The 15,260-nt window shown below is 62.5% G+C and carries 17 protein-coding genes and 1 tRNA gene; 10 read left to right on the top strand and 8 right to left on the bottom strand.

The window, feature by feature from the left end; translation table 11 throughout:
- The first annotated feature begins 102 nt into the window (after window positions 1–102).
- Complete coding sequence (locus LB547_RS05760) at window positions 103–2,244, top strand: sodium-translocating pyrophosphatase (RefSeq protein WP_140521791.1); 2,142 nt, start codon at window positions 103–105, stop codon at window positions 2,242–2,244.
- Between the two features lie 243 nt (window positions 2,245–2,487).
- Here LB547_RS05760 and LB547_RS05755 read toward each other — a convergent pair whose 3' ends face one another.
- Window positions 2,488–3,003 carry an outer membrane protein assembly factor BamE gene (locus tag LB547_RS05755; protein WP_140494015.1) on the bottom strand — a complete coding sequence of 172 codons (516 nt, stop codon included), beginning with the start codon at window positions 3,001–3,003 and terminating at the stop codon, window positions 2,488–2,490.
- A 114-nt stretch (window positions 3,004–3,117) separates the two neighbouring features.
- Between LB547_RS05755 and LB547_RS05750 the strand changes: the two genes are divergently transcribed.
- The 7 genes from LB547_RS05750 to LB547_RS05720 all read left to right on the top strand — a co-directional run bounded on the left by LB547_RS05750 (window position 3,118) and on the right by LB547_RS05720 (window position 7,973).
- The gene (locus LB547_RS05750; protein WP_140624653.1) at window positions 3,118–3,666 is read left to right on the top strand and encodes a ubiquinol-cytochrome C chaperone family protein; all 549 of its coding nucleotides are present in this window, start codon (window positions 3,118–3,120) and stop codon (window positions 3,664–3,666) included.
- Window positions 3,663–4,211, top strand: coding sequence for a YceD family protein (locus tag LB547_RS05745; RefSeq protein WP_140515709.1), 549 nt, complete (start codon window positions 3,663–3,665; stop codon window positions 4,209–4,211). Before LB547_RS05750 ends, LB547_RS05745 begins: the two co-directional genes overlap by 4 nt.
- Window positions 4,212–4,330: 119 nt before the next feature.
- A complete protein-coding gene (gene plsX / locus LB547_RS05740) occupies window positions 4,331–5,401 on the top strand; it encodes a phosphate acyltransferase PlsX (RefSeq protein WP_140494009.1) in 1,071 nt (356 codons plus the stop codon).
- Window positions 5,402–5,410: 9 nt separating this feature from the next.
- On the top strand, window positions 5,411–6,382 hold the full coding sequence (locus LB547_RS05735; RefSeq protein ID WP_140494008.1) for a beta-ketoacyl-ACP synthase III: 972 nt from the start codon (window positions 5,411–5,413) through the stop codon (window positions 6,380–6,382).
- A 100-nt stretch (window positions 6,383–6,482) separates the two neighbouring features.
- Complete coding sequence (locus LB547_RS05730) at window positions 6,483–6,806, top strand: integration host factor subunit alpha (RefSeq protein WP_140494007.1); 324 nt, start codon at window positions 6,483–6,485, stop codon at window positions 6,804–6,806.
- Window positions 6,807–7,030: 224 nt separating this feature from the next.
- Window positions 7,031–7,570 (top strand): MerR family transcriptional regulator, encoded by a 540-nt coding sequence (locus LB547_RS05725; protein WP_140494005.1) that lies wholly within the window; start codon window positions 7,031–7,033, stop codon window positions 7,568–7,570.
- Between the two features lie 100 nt (window positions 7,571–7,670).
- Window positions 7,671–7,973: a hypothetical protein gene (locus tag LB547_RS05720; RefSeq protein ID WP_140515713.1), complete on the top strand. Its 303-nt coding sequence runs from the start codon at window positions 7,671–7,673 to the stop codon at window positions 7,971–7,973.
- Between the two features lie 283 nt (window positions 7,974–8,256).
- On the opposite strand, the gene LB547_RS05715 is transcribed toward LB547_RS05720, so the two are convergent.
- The gene (locus LB547_RS05715) at window positions 8,257–8,442 is read right to left on the bottom strand and encodes a hypothetical protein (RefSeq protein ID WP_140494001.1); all 186 of its coding nucleotides are present in this window, start codon (window positions 8,440–8,442) and stop codon (window positions 8,257–8,259) included.
- A 220-nt stretch (window positions 8,443–8,662) separates the two neighbouring features.
- A complete protein-coding gene (locus LB547_RS05710) occupies window positions 8,663–9,274 on the bottom strand; it encodes a hypothetical protein (RefSeq protein WP_140761611.1) in 612 nt (203 codons plus the stop codon).
- 285 nt (window positions 9,275–9,559) lie between these two features.
- Between LB547_RS05710 and LB547_RS05705 the strand changes: the two genes are divergently transcribed.
- Window positions 9,560–9,844 carry a helix-turn-helix domain-containing protein gene (locus LB547_RS05705; protein ID WP_140493999.1) on the top strand — a complete coding sequence of 95 codons (285 nt, stop codon included), beginning with the start codon at window positions 9,560–9,562 and terminating at the stop codon, window positions 9,842–9,844.
- A 151-nt stretch (window positions 9,845–9,995) separates the two neighbouring features.
- On the top strand, window positions 9,996–10,457 hold the full coding sequence (locus tag LB547_RS05700) for a YbaK/EbsC family protein (protein ID WP_140761604.1): 462 nt from the start codon (window positions 9,996–9,998) through the stop codon (window positions 10,455–10,457).
- Between the two features lie 46 nt (window positions 10,458–10,503).
- Here LB547_RS05700 and LB547_RS05695 read toward each other — a convergent pair.
- From LB547_RS05695 to LB547_RS05675, 5 genes are all read right to left on the bottom strand, one after another.
- Window positions 10,504–10,580, bottom strand: a tRNA-Pro gene (locus tag LB547_RS05695).
- Between the two features lie 36 nt (window positions 10,581–10,616).
- Entirely contained in the window at window positions 10,617–11,906 is a 1,290-nt protein-coding gene (locus tag LB547_RS05690) for an O-antigen ligase family protein (RefSeq protein ID WP_140583467.1), read from the bottom strand.
- Window positions 11,903–13,438 carry an undecaprenyl-phosphate glucose phosphotransferase gene (locus LB547_RS05685; protein WP_140493986.1) on the bottom strand — a complete coding sequence of 512 codons (1,536 nt, stop codon included), beginning with the start codon at window positions 13,436–13,438 and terminating at the stop codon, window positions 11,903–11,905. Before LB547_RS05685 ends, LB547_RS05690 begins: the two co-directional genes overlap by 4 nt.
- A 93-nt stretch (window positions 13,439–13,531) precedes the next feature.
- Window positions 13,532–14,662 (bottom strand): glycosyltransferase family 4 protein, encoded by a 1,131-nt coding sequence (locus tag LB547_RS05680; protein ID WP_140521809.1) that lies wholly within the window; start codon window positions 14,660–14,662, stop codon window positions 13,532–13,534.
- A gap of 9 nt (window positions 14,663–14,671) precedes the next feature.
- Entirely contained in the window at window positions 14,672–15,235 is a 564-nt protein-coding gene (locus LB547_RS05675; protein ID WP_140493982.1) for a polysaccharide biosynthesis/export family protein, read from the bottom strand.
- Window positions 15,236–15,260: the final 25 nt, after the last annotated feature.

Below are 15,260 nucleotides of genomic sequence, written 5' to 3'. Positions count from 1 at the left end.
ATACACCGCTGCGAAGAGGGGGATTCCGCGCACGGGATTCCGTCTTTGTCTCAACGGCCCAGGGAGGGGTTCTTTTGGGCCAGCAATCGAGGAAAACCCGGCATGACCATAATTTCCGCCGTCATCGCCTGCGGCCTGCTTTCTGTCCTTTACGCCATCTGGGCGACACGTTCGGTCCTCGCGTCGGACCAGGGCAATGCACGCATGCAGGAAATCTCCGCCGCCATCCGTGAGGGCGCGCAAGCCTATCTGGCGCGCCAGTACACCACCATCGCCATCGTCGGCGTGGTCGTGCTGCTGCTCGCCTGGTGGCTGCTGTCCATCACCGCCGCGATCGGCTTCCTGATCGGGGCCGTGCTTTCGGGCGCGGCCGGCTTCATCGGCATGCATGTTTCGGTGCGGGCCAATGTTCGCACGGCACAGGCCGCTTCCAACAGCCTTGCCGCCGGCCTCGACATCGCATTCAAGTCGGGCGCCATCACCGGCATGCTTGTTGCCGGCCTTGCCCTGCTTGGCGTGTCGATCTACTACCTGATCCTCACCCATTTCATGGGGCTTCAGCCCAATGACCGTATCGTCATCGACTCGCTGGTTTCGCTCGGCTTCGGCGCCTCGCTGATCTCGATCTTCGCCCGTCTCGGCGGCGGCATCTTCACCAAGGGTGCCGATGTCGGCGGCGATCTGGTCGGCAAGGTCGAAGCTGGTATTCCCGAGGATGATCCGCGCAACCCCGCCACCATTGCCGACAATGTCGGCGACAATGTCGGCGACTGCGCCGGTATGGCGGCCGACCTGTTCGAGACCTATGCGGTGACAGTCGTCGCCACCATGGTGCTGGGCGCCATCTTCTTTGGCGGCACCGCGGTTCTGAGTGCCGCGATGCTCTATCCGCTCGCTATCTGCGGCGCCTGCATCCTGACCTCGATCGTCGGTACTTTCTTCGTCAAGCTCGGCTCCAACGGTTCGATCATGGGCGCGCTCTACAAGGGGCTGATCGTCACCGGCCTGTTGTCCATCGTGGGCTTGGGCGTCGCCACCTCGGCCACGCTTGGCTGGGGCGAGGTCGGCACTGTCGCCGGCATGGTCATCACCGGCAAGAACCTGTTCATCTGCGGCCTGATCGGCCTCGTGGTGACCGGTCTCATCGTCGTGATCACCGAGTACTACACCGGCACCAACAAGCGTCCGGTCAACTCGATCGCCCAGGCGTCGGTGACCGGGCACGGCACCAACGTCATCCAGGGCCTTGCGGTCTCTCTGGAATCGACGGCACTGCCGGCCATCGTCATCGTCGGCGGCATCATCTCGACCTATCAGCTCGCCGGCCTTTACGGCACGGCGATCGCCGTCACCACCATGCTCGGCCTTGCCGGCATGATCGTCGCGCTCGATGCCTTTGGCCCGGTCACCGACAATGCCGGCGGCATCGCCGAAATGGCCGGCCTGCCCAAGGAAGTGCGCCACTCCACCGACGCGCTCGACGCGGTCGGCAACACCACCAAGGCGGTGACCAAGGGCTATGCCATCGGTTCGGCGGGCCTCGGCGCACTGGTGCTGTTCGCGGCCTATTCGAACGACCTGAAATTCTTTGCCGCCAATGGCGACAAATATCCCTACTTCCAGGGCATGGGCGAGGTCTCCTTCGATCTTTCCAACCCCTACGTCGTCGCCGGCCTGATCTTCGGCGGCTTGATCCCGTATCTGTTCGGTGGCATCGCCATGACGGCCGTCGGCCGCGCGGCGGGCGCCATCGTCGAGGAGGTGCGCAAGCAGTTCCGTGACGACCCGGGCATCATGGCCGGCACGTCCAAGCCGAACTATGCGCGCGCGGTAGATCTTCTGACCAAGGCGGCGATCCGGGAAATGATCATCCCGTCGCTGCTGCCGGTGTTGGCGCCGCTCGTCGTCTATTTCGGCGTGCTGCTGATCTCGGGCTCGAAAGCGTCGGCCTTTGCGGCTCTCGGCGCCTCTCTGCTCGGCGTCATCGTCAACGGCTTGTTCGTCGCCATCTCGATGACTTCGGGCGGCGGCGCCTGGGACAACGCCAAGAAGTCGTTCGAGGACGGATTCACCGACAAGGACGGCATCAAGCACCTGAAGGGTTCCGAGGCGCACAAGGCCTCGGTGACCGGCGATACGGTCGGCGATCCCTACAAGGACACGGCCGGCCCGGCGGTCAACCCGGCGATCAAGATCACCAATATCGTGGCGCTCCTGCTGCTGGCGGTGCTGGCGCACGGCTGAGCGGCAAAGCTCGACATTGAAAACCCGCGGGGAGCAATCCCCGCGGGTTTTTATTTGACGGCGGTTTTGGAACGCGGAAAACGAATTTCAACGGCTGCGTCCGCGTCCTGCCGTCGCTGTCTGCCCATCGCCCACGAGCCGGCCTCTCCCGCCCCATGATAACAAAAACCCGTGGGATCGCTCCCACGGGTTTTTGGTCGCCTGAGATGGTGCTGCCATCCCCAAGGGGAGGCGGGTCTGAGATCAGGGAGTGCCGCCGCCGGGAATGCCGGGCGCCAGCTTGCTGGCGCCGTTGATGATCTGGCTGAGGAAGTTCTGGTCCTTGCCGCCAGTCGGCGTGGTGCGCGAGATGAAGTCGAAGATCTTGCCGTCCTTCAGGCCGTAATTGGCGATCTGGGTGACCCGCCCATCGGCCCCGAAATAAACCGCCAGCACATGCTGATCGATCAGCCGGGGCTTGTCGAAGGCGACATAGCGCTTGCGAGTCTGCGAGATGTAGTAAAAGGCTTCATTGTCGAAGGTCGCCGTCGTCGAGGGCGTGCCGAGCGCCAGCAGCACCTGCTCGCGGCTTGAGCCGACCGGCACCGAATCGATCGCCTGCTGATCGATGACATACCCCTGCGTCAGCGTTTCGCTGGGGTTCAGATCACCGATCATCTTGGAACTGTTGCAGGCCGAAAGCGCCGCAATGATGGCCAGCAGCGAGATCGCGCCAGCGGGCCTGGAAGAGAAGGTCGACTTGAAATTCAGCGCGCGCAACAACAATTCTCCATTATATCGCCGCAACTTGCGCTGGGCCGCAAAACCGGTAAACCAGCTTGCTTGCCGATGCAACAAGGCCAATTCAACAAACGGTCCCCGGAGACCATCCCCATGTTCCAGCGCCTTTTTGGTCGCGAACGCCACGCCAACCGCGCCATCACCGACGCGCTTTACGCACAAATCGTGGCGGCCGCGCGGCAGACCGTATTTTATTCCCACTGGAGTGTGCCGGACACGCCGCTTGGGCGTTTCGAGATGCTGTCGCTGCACATGTTCCTGGTCCAGCACCGGCTGCGTGGGGAAGACGGCGTGGCGCAGGAGATCGCGCAGGTGCTGATCGACGAGTTTTTCCTCGACGTCGACCATTCGCTGCGGGAACTCGGCATTGGCGATGTCGGAGTGCCCAAGCGCATGAAAAAGCTGGCGAAGATGTTTTATGGCCGCACCGCCGCCTATGACGACGCATTGGAGCGCAATGATCATGATGGGCTCACCGCCGCCCTTGCACGCAATGTCCGGCCCGACGCCGCGGCCTGGGCGGAAGCGTCACGACTGTCCGACTATGTCGCCGATGCCCGCAACCGGCTGGCCACGCAGCCGTGCCGGGCGATCGTCTCCGGCACGGTGACCTTTCCGCTCGCCCAGGAGGCAGATCGATGAAGCACGCCGATCCGCAAAGTCCGGTATCGTTTTTTGCCAACGTCGCCCGCCTGCCGCAGAAGGGCTTGCCGGTGGTCATCGAGGCCGACGCCACCCAGCGCGCGACACTCGCCGAAGAGCACAGCTTGCTCTCGGTCGAAGCCTACCGTGCCGAATTCCTGGTGACGCCGTGGAAACGCAATGGCGTGAAGGTCAGCGGCCGGGTCGAGGCCGACATCACCCAGGCCTGTATCGTCACGCTCGATCCGGTCGGGGCGCATATCGACGAATCATTCGAGGCTCTGTTCCTGCCCGAGGATTCCAAGCTTGGACGACAGGGATTCGAAGGCGGCGGCGAGATCCTGCTCGACGCGGATGGACCTGACAGTCCCGAAACTTTTTCAGGCGACACGATCGATGTCGGGGCACTCGCCGAGCAGTTCTTCGGACTGGCCATCGATCCTTATCCGCGCAAGCCGGGTGCGTCGCTTGATGCCGGCCGCGAGGCCGAACCGGTGGAGAATGAATTTCAGCAGAAACTGCGGTCGCTGTTGGGAAAATCCTGAAAACCTCACCCGCGACGGAAAAGTCGGTTGTGCGAATGTCCAAAACCGCTATTTTCGCCGAACCTTCGCGATCACTAAAACGATCCGCCGCCTAAGCAAAACCGTGAGATGAATACCGCGTGATCAGGATTTCCATCGATGCCATGGGCGGCGATCACGGACCAGCCGTGGTCATTCCGGCGCTCATGACGGTCGCGACCCGCCGTCCCGACGTCCGCTTCGTCATCTACGGGCGGGAGGAGGCCGTACGACCCGAACTGGCCAAATTTCCCAAGCTGGCCGGTGTGAGCGAATTCTTCCACTGCGAGGTGGCCGTCAGGATGGACGACAAGCCGAGCCAGGCGCTGCGCCATGGCCGCTGGAAATCGTCGATGTGGAAGGCTGTCGAGGCGGTCAAGTCGGGTACGGCGGACGCCTGCGTCTCGGCCGGCAACACCGGCGCGCTGATGGCGATGTCGAAATTCTGCCTGCGCACCATGGCCACCATCGACCGCCCGGCGATCGCGGCACTTTGGCCGACGCTGCGCGGCGAAAGCGTGGTCCTCGACGTCGGCGCCACCATTGGCGCGGATGCGCACCAGCTCATTGATTTTGCCATCCTTGGAACCGGCATGGCCCGATCGGTCTTCGGCGTCTCGCGGCCCAGTGTCGGCCTGCTCAATGTCGGCGTCGAGGAGATCAAGGGCCAGGAAGAGGTCAAGGAGGCTGGGCGCATGCTGCGTGAAGCCAATATGGCCTCGATGAACTATCACGGTTTCGTCGAGGGCGACGATATCGGCAAGGGCGTGGTCGACGTCGTCGTCACCGAAGGCTTCGCCGGCAACATCGCCCTGAAGACGGCGGAAGGCACGGTGCGCCAGATTGGCGGCTACCTGCGGGCGGCGATGAGCCGTACGCTGATGGCCAGGATCGGCTATATCTTCGCCAAGGGCGCGTTCGATCGCCTGCGCGAAAAGATGGATGTCGGCCGCTCCAATGGCGGCGTTTTCCTGGGGCTGAACGGCATTGTGGTGAAAAGCCACGGCGGCGCCGATTCGGATGGTTTCGCCGCCGCCATCGAACTCGGCTACGATATGGTGCGCAACAATCTGCTCGACCGCATCGAGGCCGACCTGGACTTGTTCCATGCGCGCAATCCGCATGCCCAGACATCTAGGAAATCCGACGTCGTCAGCGACGCAAAGGAATAGGAAAGAACTTTGATCAGATCAGTCGTGCGCGGCATGGGCGCCGCGCTGCCCCGCCGCATCATGAAGAATGCCGACTTTGAAGGCATGGTCGAAACCTCGGACGAGTGGATCGCCCAGCGCACCGGCATCCGCCAGCGCCATATCGCGGCCGACGACGAGACCACCGCTTCGCTGGGTGAGGCGGCGGCGCGCGCAGCGCTCGCCGATGCCGGCCTGACGCCCGGAGACATCGACCTGATCGTGCTGGCGACCTCGACGCCCAACAATACTTTTCCGGCCACGGCCGTCGAGATCCAGAACCGGCTCGGCATGCATCACGGCTTTGCCTTCGACCTGCAGGCGGTATGCTCGGGCTTCGTCTATGCGGTAACCACGGCCGACCTCTATATTCGCGGCGGCTTGGCCAAGCGCGTGCTGGTGATCGGCTCGGAAACCTTTTCGCGCATCCTCGACTGGACCGATCGCTCGACCTGCGTACTGTTCGGCGACGGCGCCGGCGCCCTGGTTCTTGAAGCCGGTGAAGGGGGCGGCAGTATTGCCGACCGCGGCGTGCTAGCGATGAGCCTGCGCTCCGACGGCGCGCACAAGGACAAGCTCTTTGTCGACGGCGGGCCTTCGACGACGGGAACGGTGGGCTACCTCAGGATGGAAGGCCGCGAGGTCTTCAAACATGCGGTAGGCATGATCACCGACGTCATCGAGGCGACGTTTTCGCAGGCCGGCATCACCGCCGACGACCTCGACTGGTTCGTGCCGCATCAGGCCAATAAACGGATCATTGACGCTTCCGCCAGGAAGCTCGGGATAGCTGAGGAAAAGGTGGTGGTGACGGTCAATCTGCACGGTAACACCTCGGCTGCTTCCGTGCCGCTGGCGCTTTCCGTGGCTGTTGCCGATGGCCGCATCAAAAAGGGCGACCTTGTGCTTCTGGAAGCGATGGGCGGCGGCTTCACCTGGGGCGCGGTTCTGCTTCGCTGGTAAGTGCCGAACGGTCCGGTTCGGTCCTTGACCTTGCCGGATCAATTACTTAGGCTCTGCGGCTGTTGTATCGATTTTATGTTTGAGCTGATGGGACGGTCGCATGGGGGGAAAGACACTTACGCGCGCCGACCTTGCCGAAGCCGTTTACCGCAAGGTAGGTTTGTCGCGCACTGAATCGGCCGAACTCGTCGAGGCGGTGCTGGACGAGATCTGCGAGGCGATCGTCCGTGGCGAGACGGTGAAACTGTCGTCTTTCGCGACGTTCCACGTCCGCTCCAAGAACGAGCGCATCGGGCGCAATCCCAAGACCGGCGAAGAGGTGCCGATCCTGCCGCGCCGGGTGATGACCTTCAAGTCGTCGAACGTGCTGAAGAACCGCATCTTGCGCTCCCACCAGAGCGGCAAGGCAAAGGGCGGCAAGTAGGCTCGCTGCAAATGCACGGTTGAAAACAGGCCTTGCGATGATGCCGGGCTTGAATATTGCCTCACAAACCGCTGAAATGAGACCCGATTCGGCAACATGGCCGGATTGGTGTTCCGCGTGATCGTTACGCGCAGCCGGAATGAGCTCCCCTCCTGTCGAGGGAATCTCGTTCGAACGCCGGTTCCCATGTCCCGGGATCATGCTCCAGTGTGAGGATTTCGCCCATGGACAAGAGCCCTGACGCCTTTCGCACCATCAGCGAGGTCGCCGAAGACCTCGATCTGCCGCAGCACGTGCTGCGCTTCTGGGAAACGCGTTTCAACCAGATCAAGCCGATGAAACGCGGCGGCGGCCGCCGCTACTACCGGCCGCAGGATGTCGAACTGATCAAGGGCATTCGCCATATGCTCTACGACCAGGGCTACACCATCAAGGGCGTGCAGAAGCTGTTGCGCGAAAATGGCAACCATTTCCTGGTTGCCATCGGCAATGGCGATATGGCCGCCGTCGAGGCGATCTCGCAACGAAAGCAGGCCGACCAGGTGCCGTTGACGGCGGCAGCGCAGCCGCGCGGCGGAGATGACGAACTGGTTGGCCAGCCGAGGGTCAAGCCCAGCCGCCGTTTCTTCGGTCTTGGCAAGAGCGACGAGGAAGGCCCGGTCCAGCCGGACGCTTCGAAACTGTCGCGGGACAATCGCGCGCTGTTGCAGGAAGCGTTGTTCGACCTCCTCGAATGCAAGCGCCTCCTCGACCAAGTGCGCTGACGGGCAACCGGCCGGCGCCTGAAGAACGGGAACCCGCCTTTGGGTGATGCGTTACGTTTTCTTGAGCAAGACAAGGCTTGAGCAGACAAGGAAACGCATCATGGCATTATTCTCGACCCTCTCGGACGTCGATCTCGACAGGCGGGTCGCTGCACTCTCCAGGGAATTGGCGGCCCTGAAGAAGGCTGCGTCCAGGCGGGGCGGCGCCTATTACGAAGACGGTCGCGACGCGGCGCTTGACACGTATTCCGACCTTGCGGAACGTCTGCACGATGCGTTGCCGGCGATCCGCGAGCGGGGCAGGGCGATCGAGAAATCCGCCCGCGAGCATCCGGCGACGGCCGCGGCGATCGGCTTTGTGGTGCTTGGTCTGGTCGCCAGTCTGCTGTTCAGCCGGCGCTGACCTTTATTTCATTCCTCGGTTCCGCTGGATCGGTGCGCGGGCGGTTCATGTTGCCCGGAAGTGCACCCGGTTTAGGACAGCGGCGCCTGTGGGTGCCACGAAAAAAGGGCCATAGCCCCAGCTTGTCGGTCTGCAGCACGAACAGGGGTTTTTTCGTCAGAGCAGGCGCTCGTTGTAGCGCTGCGAGATCGCGCTGATACGGCGCATATCCGGAGGAAACCAGGAGAAGACCGGCTTCGAACAAGAAGCCAAAGCCGGTCTTCTCATTGGCAGTCGGTTAAGCTCAGGCCTTCTTGCCCATAACCTTGTGGTGGTGGTGATGATGGTAGTGGTGGCTACGATGGTGCTTGCGATGATGACGGTGATGCTTGTGCATCGGCGCCGCATCAGCGCTGGTCGCGCCGAGTATTGGCATGGTGAATGCAAGTGCAACTGCAAGCCCGAGGGCCGAGAGGAGGGACTTCTTCATGGATATCTTCCTTTTTTCGCAGGCAATCTGAATCAGGCCAACAGCCTGTTCGCCGCGAGCGGGATTACGCTCCCGATTTCTTTCGTCAGTATTTCCCGAATATAGAATTTTGTTTCTGGAATGTGTCTGGCGGCGCAGGCTGTGGGCTCCGCCGACAGGCTGAGCCCACAGCGCCGATGAGCGGGAGAAATTTCGGTACGGGGCCGCAGACGCAACCGGCTTACATGGGCGGGACCACGCCATTGTTGCCGACCACGACGCGGTTGGCACTCAGCGTGCCGTCGGCGCCGCGCGTCGCGGTGACCACGACGGGCGCGCCGGGCTTGAGATCGCCCGGCGTGGCCGGCGCGAAGGTGACGACCGGCGTCTTGTCGGGGATTGAGATCTTCTTTGTCTGGCCGTTGTCATAGGTCAGCGTCACCGCGCGGCCATTCACGTCGGTCACGTCGGCGACGGTGCCGTTGGTCATGCGGCTGTTGGGCTTGAGGTCCCAGGCGCGGTCGCCTTCGCCCGTGCCTTTCAAGGCTGCGGGAAACACCACGACCTCGAGCGCGCCGCTGCCGCCATCGGCCTTCGACACGGATGCTATGCCGAGGAAATCGCCGAGCTTGATGTCCTTTACCGACGCGCCCGCGACGCCCGATATCTTCCATCCGGCAGCGAGCTTGATCTTATCCATGCCACCCTGGCGGTTTTTCACCGTCAGCTGGGATTGGTCGGAACTGGCCACGACGCCGCGCACCCGCACCGTGTCTGCCGCCGGCGCGCTGGTTGCAGCAAGGCCAAGGCTGGAAAGCGTGCCGAGCACGATCGTGATTGTCCGCAATTTCATCGCATCGATCCTTTCAGGAAAATGACAGCCGCGCCGGCAACGTCTTGGGTTTCGCGCCGGCGCAATTGAACCAACGAACGGGGTCGTAAAAATCATCGAGGGACGAGGTGATCAGGTGTTCAAAAGAACTTGATCGAGAGCGGTTGCGAGCGGCGTCCGCCAGGCATGGTTCACGATGCTGTGACGGCCAGTTTGTGACTTGGCAAATCACCCGCAAGCGGGCATGTTCTCGCCGTCTCAGGCAACACCATTTTCATCAAACTCTTTCAGCCAACGGAGTTGCCAATGCCATACAGTGCAAAGCGCGAACCCCTCCCGGAACTGGTTGCCAGCGAAGCCGGGCAAGGCCATAGCGCCCTCAGAACGATTCGGGAAACCAGGGGATACAGTGTCGAGGAGCTTTCCCTGACAACCGGTCTGTCGGTCGACGAAATCGAGGATATCGAGAACGGCAGGACGGCCGATCCGTCGCAACTGCGCCGTATTGCGTCGGCGCTTCGGCTTCCTCAGGAGGCGCTGCTCGGCACGGCCGTGCAGGCGCGGGCCGCGCAAGACCGCCCCGCGCTGTAGCGCCAGTGCCATGCATGTTCGAAAACCCGCCGGGGACCTTGGCGGGTTTTCTGTTTGCCGTGACTGAAGGCTTGCCTGCTTACCCTTGGCACGTGTTTATGGACGCGCCGGCCTAGCTTGCTGCTTCGTCATTTCGATCCGCGGGGTTTCGATGAGCCTGGAATCCGTTCGTGCCTTCTTTGCCAGCAAGGCGCCTGACATCGACGTGATCGTGACTGACGCGAGTTCGGCAACCGTAGCATTGGCTGCGCAGGCGCACGGCGTGTTGCCGGCGCAGATCGCAAAGACGATCTGCCTTCGCGTCGGCGAACGCACCATGCTGGTCGTGACCAGCGGCACCGCCAGGCTGGACAATCGCAAGTTCAAGGATCGGTTCGGCAGTAAGCCGCGCATGCTGGAGGCCGCTGAGGTTATCGAGGCAACCAGCCATCCGGTCGGCGGTGTCTGCCCGTTCGGCCTGCCGGCGCCGCTGCCGGTCTATTGCGACGTGTCGCTGCGCGGTTTCGAAGAGGTGGTGCCCGCCGCCGGCGCCACCAACGCGGCGGTGCTGATCGCACCGCAACGCATGGCTGATCTCACCGGCGCCGAATGGGTCGATGTCTGCCAGGGGTAGATGGCGATCGATGAGACGGACTTTGGGGGTAAGTCCTTGTTTAAGATGGTCGGAGTGGCCGGATTCGAACCGACGACCCCTTGACCCCCAGTCAAGTGCGCTACCGGGCTGCGCTACACTCCGGACCGGTCGCGATGTATCGTGATAACCCCGCTCGGGTCAACCGAAATTCGGCGCTTGTCGCGCTGGTGTGAATGCGATGGCTGTTGAGCCCGGCATCGCCAGCCGTAATTGCCGCTGATGACGGTGTTCCAGCGCGATCGCGCCCCAGACCAATCCGAGCAGCAGATAGACGTGGCGCCAATGGTCGATGTCGATGAAGGTGCCGAGCCCGACATTGCCGATGAAGGCGACATAGGCGCACAGGAGATAGGGCTGCCATGGCCGGTCGCGCAGCAGGATGCGGAATCCGGCACATATCGTCCAGAGGACAAGCGTCAGGAACGATACGAAGCCGAGCCAGCCATAATCCATCAGCATCTTCAGCCAGATGTCGTGGGTGTCCTCGCCGAAGATGGTGCCGAACACCAGAGGCCCGATGCCGAACGGGTGCTCCATCGCCATTTGGAAGCCGATTGCATAGCGGGCGAAGCGGCCGAGGCGGGCGGTGTCGTAGCTCTGTTCGAGATGGGCACGGTTGGAGAACATTTCCGCCACGCCCGGCAGCTGCAGGATGACGATCATGGCGATCGTCAGCAGCGACAATGCCGCGATGGTCATCACCACCACGCGCAGCCGGAACATGCCGCTGTTGCTCTGCAGGAACAGGCAGCCGGTAAGCAGAACGGCAGAGACGGCAAACATGCCCCAGGCGCCGCGCGAGAAGGAGAAGAAGATGCCTGATGTGATGATGAGCAGCGGCACCGCCAGCAGCGGCATGCGCGAGACCGGCCCGGTCAGCAGCAGATAGAGCAGATAGATGCCGGGCAGAACCAGGAACGGCCCGAACACGTTCGGGTCCTGGAAGGCGCCTGCGGCGCGGTCGTATTTGGTGAACATCTCCGCGCCCGGGAAGGCATGGAAATACCCTGCTATGCCGAGCAGCGAAGTCATCACCGCGGATACGACATAGGCAATGAAGATCAGCCGGTAGAGGCTCGGCTGCGTGGCGGTGACCGATGCGAAGAAGACCGCGCTGAAGGCGAGAAACAGCGACACTGCAAGGTAGAGCGGCGTGTTGGCGAGGTCTGACATCTGCGTCATGGCGATCATGCCGCCGATATTCATCGTCACCAGAAGCACCAGCAGCGGCGCGGCCGCGTGCGAAATCCTCAAACCGAAAAGCGCCCAGATGGCGATCAGGCCGGCCATGTAGATCTCGTAAGGAGCCGGCTCGCTGATGACGAAGCCGGAAAGCAGGATGCCGAGCCCGACCGCGCCCGAGGAAATCAGCGCGATCAGCTTCGCATTGACCGCCGCGCGCGGCAGGTCATGGGTGACCGCGCTCAATAGGCGTTTTCCGTGTTGAGCAGCCGAATCGGCGTCAGGAACAGGATCCGCAGGTCGAACAGCATCGACCAGTTCTCGATATAATAGAGGTCGTATTCCGTCCGCATGCGGATCTTCTCGTTGGTGTCCATCTCGCCGCGCCAGCCATTGATCTGCGCCCAGCCGGTAACGCCGGGCTTGACCTTGTGGCGCGCGAAATAGCCGTCGACCACTTCGTTGTAGAGCAGGTTGTGCGACTGCGCGGCAATCGCGTGCGGCCGCGGGCCGACCAGCGACAGCGAACCCAGCAGCGAATTGAAGAACTGCGGCAGCTCGTCGATCGAGGTCTTGCGGATGAAGCGGCCGACGCGGGTAACGCGCGGGTCGTTCTTGGTGACCGTCTGTCTGGCGGTCGGGTCCGACCGGTCGGCATACATCGAGCGGAATTTGTAGACTTCGATCACCTCATTGTTGAAACCATGCCGCTTCTGGCGAAACAGCACCGGTCCCTTGCTGTCGAGCTTGATGGCGATAGCGGTCGCCAGCATCACCGGTGAGAACACGACGATGCCGATCAGGCTGAAAACGATGTCGAAGGCGCGCTTGGCCACCGAATCCCAGTCGTTGATCGGCTTGTCGAAGATGTCGAGCATCGGCACCGAGCCGATGTAGGAATAGGCGCGTGGACGAAACTGCAGCGCGTTCGAATGCGCCGACAGCCGGATGTCGACCGGCAGCACCCACAGTTTCTTCAGCAATTGCAGCACGCGCGATTCGGCGGTCAGCGGCAGCGACACGATCAGCATGTCGATGCGGGCGATGCGGGCGAATTCGATCAGCTCCGAGATTGTGCCGAGCTTGGGATAGCCGGCGACGATAGGCGGCGAGCGTTTGTCGCTGCGATCGTCGAAAATGCCGCAAATGCGGATGTCGTTGTAGGGCTGCCTCTCGACCGAGCGGATCAGGACCTCCGCTGCCTTGCCGCCGCCGACGATGACGGCGCGCCGCTCCATGTGGCCGTCGCGCGCCCAGCGCCGGATCAGCTTCGACATCACCAGCCGCAGGCCGAAGATGAGAATGAAACCGACGGCGAACCAAGTGCCGAACAGCAATCGTGAATAGTTTTCAGATATCTTCATCACGAATGCCGTCAGCGCCATGAGGGCGAACGTGCCGGCCCAGACCAGCAGCAAACGGCCAAAATTGGCGATCGGCCGCATGAGTGAGACGATCTGGTAGCAATCGGTGACGTCGAGCAGCACCACTGCAAGGAACGACGCGGCGGCGATCGTCAGCGGATATTGCCAGGCGAAATAGTTGAAGAAGCCGACAAAGTAGAAATAGACGCCGAGGCCGGAAAGGAACAGCACTGCGAACTCGACCATCCGCAGGACGCCGCTGACCATGATCGGCGACATCGTATCGCGCCGGTATTGCGAGGCGACCTGACGGGCGACATCATTCATGCCGCCCGGCATGCCGCCATCGGTCGGGGTGTCGAGTTTGCGCACAGCCTCTGCCGAAAAGCGGTGCACGGGATCGATCTCGTTCATGGGATTTCCGCAAGCTTCCCCCAGGCAATAGCAAAAGAGAGCTAAGAAACCCTTGAAACAACGCGTGGCTTTGGAAGGGCTTGGGCTTGTGGTTTATTTGGCCAGCGCCGCGAAATACGCTTTCTCGATCTCGGCGGCCATGACATCGGCTCCGAAGCGTGCCTCCAGATCGGCGCGATCGGGCATCAGTTTTCGATAGGCGGCGGGATCGGCCAGCGCTTCGGCCATCTTGTCGGAAAGCTGCAGCGGATCAGGCCTGATCAGGGCAGGGGAATCGGCACCGAAGATCTCCGGTATGCCGCCAACGGCCGTGGCGATCATCGGTTTTCCCGCAGCCAGCGTCTCCAGCACGACATAGGGCAATGCTTCGGCGCGCGAGGGAACGACGACCAGCGCGGCCAGCGCAAAGGCATCCCTGGCAGGCATCGGCGGCAGGAAACGCACGTTGCCGTCGAGCCCGAGCCGCTTCACTTGCGCGCGATAGCGAGGCAGGTTGTCGCCGTCGCCCACCATGACGGCGCCCAGCGGGCGTCCGAGCCGTGTCCCGGCAAGGGCCAGCGCGTCGATGAAGATGTCGGGTCCCTTGAGGTCACGCATCATGCCGATGTAGAGCAGGTCCACCATTCCGGGCTTCTCCGGAACAGGATCGAACTCGGCCGCGCGCAGGCCATTGTAGACCAGCGCGTTCGGAATGGGCGCCTCGCCGATCTTCCTGCGATAGGTGCGTCGCTCATAGTCCGAGACGAACAGCAGACAGTCGGTGAAGTGAGCCATGGATCGCTCGAGCGCGAAGAACAGCTTTCCCGTGAACGTGCTCTCGTCATAGTGGAGAGAACCGCCATGCGGCGAATAAAGGCGGGCTACGCGAGACCTTGATACCCGCAACAATGAGCCGAACAGACGGGCATAGGCGCCACCCTTGGCGCCGTGCCCGTGCAGCACGTCCGGCCGCAATTCCTTGATGATTCCGTAGGTGCGCCAGGCCGAGGCGAGATCCCCCAGTCCGACATGGCGCTGCATCGGCGTGCGATGGATGCCGAGCGCCAGCATGGCCTTCATCCGCTCGAACAGGCGCTCCTCGTATTCCCCGCCTGTGGTCGAATCGCACACGATGCCGACCGAATGGCCGGCGGCGACCTGAGCTTCCGCGAGGTCCCGCACATGCCGAAAGATCCCGCCGACAGGTGAACGAAAGCAATGGACGATCCTGAGTTTGTCCGCCACGTGTGTTCGTCAGAACAGACGTTCACGCACATAGACAGTATCTCCGGGCAGCAGCGGGTCTGACGTGACAACCCGGCCGGTCATCACCTTGCCGTTGATATCTCGGGTGATGTCGACGCTTTCCTGGTTGGCGCGCGGCGTGAAGCCGCCGGCAATGGCGACGGCTTTCTGAACGGTGAGGCCGGGCACATAGGAATACTGGCCGGCGGCGCCCACTTCGCCCATGACGAAGATAGGCCTGTAGCGGTCGATCTCGACGGAAACATCGGGATCGCGCAGATAGCCTTGGCGCAGTTTGTCGGCGATTTCCTTTTCCATCTGCTGGGCGGTGTGGCCGCGCGCCGGCACGGCACCGACCAGCGGGAAGGAGAGATATCCGGACTGGTCGACACTATAGGTGTTGGTCAGCCCGTCCTGCTCGAACACGGTGACGCGGACGCGGTCACCGGCGCCCAGGCGATAGGGTTGATCGAGCACCTCGTGGAAGGCGGCCGGCGTCGGCCGGTAGCTGGAGCAGCCAGCAAGCATCGACACGGCAAGCAGCGCGCGAAAGAGGGAAGCAGTGCTTTTCATGACAGGACACATACCTTCGACTGGC

The sequence above is a fragment of the Mesorhizobium sp. B264B1B genome, assembly GCF_020165765.1.
GTDB lineage: Bacteria > Pseudomonadota > Alphaproteobacteria > Rhizobiales > Rhizobiaceae > Mesorhizobium.
Note: the sequence above shows the minus strand (reverse complement) of the source record. Positions and strands in the feature narration are given on the sequence as shown.

What these genes read in the sequence shown, in the direction of transcription:
- LB547_RS05760 (WP_140521791.1), top strand. Translation starts at nt 103, where the DNA reads ATGACCATAATTTCCGCCGTCATCGCCTGCGGCCTGCTTTCTGTCCTT.
- LB547_RS05750 (WP_140624653.1), top strand. Translation starts at nt 3,118, where the DNA reads ATGTTCCAGCGCCTTTTTGGTCGCGAACGCCACGCCAACCGCGCCATC.
- LB547_RS05745 (WP_140515709.1), top strand. Translation starts at nt 3,663, where the DNA reads ATGAAGCACGCCGATCCGCAAAGTCCGGTATCGTTTTTTGCCAACGTC.
- LB547_RS05730 (WP_140494007.1), top strand. Translation starts at nt 6,483, where the DNA reads ATGGGGGGAAAGACACTTACGCGCGCCGACCTTGCCGAAGCCGTTTAC.
- LB547_RS05725 (WP_140494005.1), top strand. Translation starts at nt 7,031, where the DNA reads ATGGACAAGAGCCCTGACGCCTTTCGCACCATCAGCGAGGTCGCCGAA.
- LB547_RS05720 (WP_140515713.1), top strand. Translation starts at nt 7,671, where the DNA reads ATGGCATTATTCTCGACCCTCTCGGACGTCGATCTCGACAGGCGGGTC.
- LB547_RS05715 (WP_140494001.1), bottom strand. Translation starts at nt 8,442, where the DNA reads ATGAAGAAGTCCCTCCTCTCGGCCCTCGGGCTTGCAGTTGCACTTGCA.
- LB547_RS05710 (WP_140761611.1), bottom strand. Translation starts at nt 9,274, where the DNA reads ATGAAATTGCGGACAATCACGATCGTGCTCGGCACGCTTTCCAGCCTT.
- LB547_RS05705 (WP_140493999.1), top strand. Translation starts at nt 9,560, where the DNA reads ATGCCATACAGTGCAAAGCGCGAACCCCTCCCGGAACTGGTTGCCAGC.
- LB547_RS05700 (WP_140761604.1), top strand. Translation starts at nt 9,996, where the DNA reads ATGAGCCTGGAATCCGTTCGTGCCTTCTTTGCCAGCAAGGCGCCTGAC.
- LB547_RS05685 (WP_140493986.1), bottom strand. Translation starts at nt 13,438, where the DNA reads ATGAACGAGATCGATCCCGTGCACCGCTTTTCGGCAGAGGCTGTGCGC.
- LB547_RS05675 (WP_140493982.1), bottom strand. Translation starts at nt 15,235, where the DNA reads ATGAAAAGCACTGCTTCCCTCTTTCGCGCGCTGCTTGCCGTGTCGATG.